The organism is Pseudomonas sp. GM24 (assembly GCF_000282235.1).
GTDB lineage: Bacteria > Pseudomonadota > Gammaproteobacteria > Pseudomonadales > Pseudomonadaceae > Aquipseudomonas.
This window is the reverse complement of record NZ_AKJR01000349.1, coordinates 1-1,569: the sequence shown is the minus strand read 5'-3', so window position 1 is coordinate 1,569 and position 1,569 is coordinate 1. Positions and strand designations below refer to the sequence as shown.

General features: G+C 60.4%; 1 protein-coding gene. It reads left to right on the top strand.

The annotated features are described in order from the left end of the window. Positions 1-144 precede the first annotated feature (144 nt). Positions 145-1,491: an imelysin family protein gene (locus PMI23_RS28175; RefSeq protein ID WP_007918935.1), complete on the top strand. Its 1,347-nt coding sequence runs from the start codon at positions 145-147 to the stop codon at positions 1,489-1,491. Positions 1,492-1,569: the final 78 nt, after the last annotated feature.

Sequence of the window (1,569 nt, the reverse complement as noted above, 5' to 3'; positions counted from 1 at the left end):
CGATCGGACGATCTTTTGATCTGCGTAAATAAGAAATATTTCCAGCCACAACCCTTTACACATAATGCGAAAGATTTGCATTATGTCGCAGTTTTGCGCACCCCCAGCGCGAGTCCACTCAACTATCGAAGCAGGATGTTCGCCATGATTCGTATGCCTCTGGCTACCGCCAGTCTGCTGGCCATCGCTATTTCCCTCGCCGGTTGCGGCGAAGGTAAAGACAAGGCCGCCGCTCCGGCCGCACCGACGCCAGCCGCCAGCACCACCGCACCTGCGGCGGCGCCTGCCGCTGCCGGTAAAGTCGACGAAGCCGCCGCCAAGGCTGTGGTCGCGCACTACGCCGACATGGTCTTCGCCGTTTACAGCGATGCCGAATCCACCGCGAAAACCCTGCAGACCGCTGTCGATGCTTTCCTCGCCAAACCGAACGCCGACACCCTGAAAGCCGCCAAGGCTGCCTGGGTCGCCGCGCGCGTTCCGTACCTGCAGAGTGAAGTGTTCCGCTTCGGCAACACCATCATCGACGATTGGGAAGGTCAGGTTAACGCCTGGCCACTGGACGAGGGTCTGATCGACTACGTCGACAAATCCTACGAGCACGCACTGGGTAACCCGGGCGCTACCGCCAACATCATCGCCAACACCGAAGTTCAGGTCGGCGAAGACAAGGTCGACGTCAAAGACATCACCCCGGAAAAACTCGCCAGCCTCAACGAGCTGGGCGGTTCCGAAGCCAACGTTGCCACTGGCTACCACGCCATCGAATTCCTGCTCTGGGGCCAGGACCTGAACGGTACCGGCCCTGGCGCTGGCAACCGTCCGGCCTCCGACTACCTGGAAGGCGCCGGCGCTACTGGCGGTCACAACGATCGTCGTCGCGCCTACCTGAAGTCGGTGACTCAACTGCTGGTCAGCGATCTGGAAGAAATGGTCGGTAACTGGAAGCCGAACGTGGCTGACAACTACCGCGCCACCCTCGAAGCCGAGCCGGGCGAAACCGGTCTGCGCAAAATGCTCTTCGGCATGGGCAGCCTGTCCCTGGGCGAACTGGCGGGCGAGCGCATGAAGGTGTCCCTGGAAGCCAACTCCCCTGAAGACGAGCAGGATTGCTTCAGCGACAACACCCACAACTCGCACTTCTACGATGCCAAAGGCATTCGTAACGTGTATTTGGGCGAGTACACCCGTGTTGACGGCACCAAGATGACCGGCGCCAGCCTGTCGTCGCTGGTGGCCAAGGCCGACCCGGCTGCCGACACCGCACTGAAAGCCGATCTGGCCGCTACCGAAGCCAAGATCCAGGTCATGGTCGATCACGCCAACAAGGGTGAGCACTACGACCAGTTGATCGCTGCGGGTAACACCGCTGGCAACCAGATTGTTCGCGACGCCATCGCGTCCCTGGTCAAGCAGACCGGTTCGATCGAAGCCGCTGCCGGCAAGCTGGGCATCAGCGACCTGAACCCGGACAACGCTGATCACGAGTTCTGATCAACAGCGTCTGCGTCAAAAAAAGGCGACCTTCGGGTCGCCTTTTTCATGTCTGCTTTCTGTGGTGATGCTGATGGC

Coding starts and splice junctions, on each gene's coding strand:
- PMI23_RS28175 (WP_007918935.1), top strand. CDS start 145: ATGATTCGTATGCCTCTGGCTACCGCCAGTCTGCTGGCCATCGCTATT.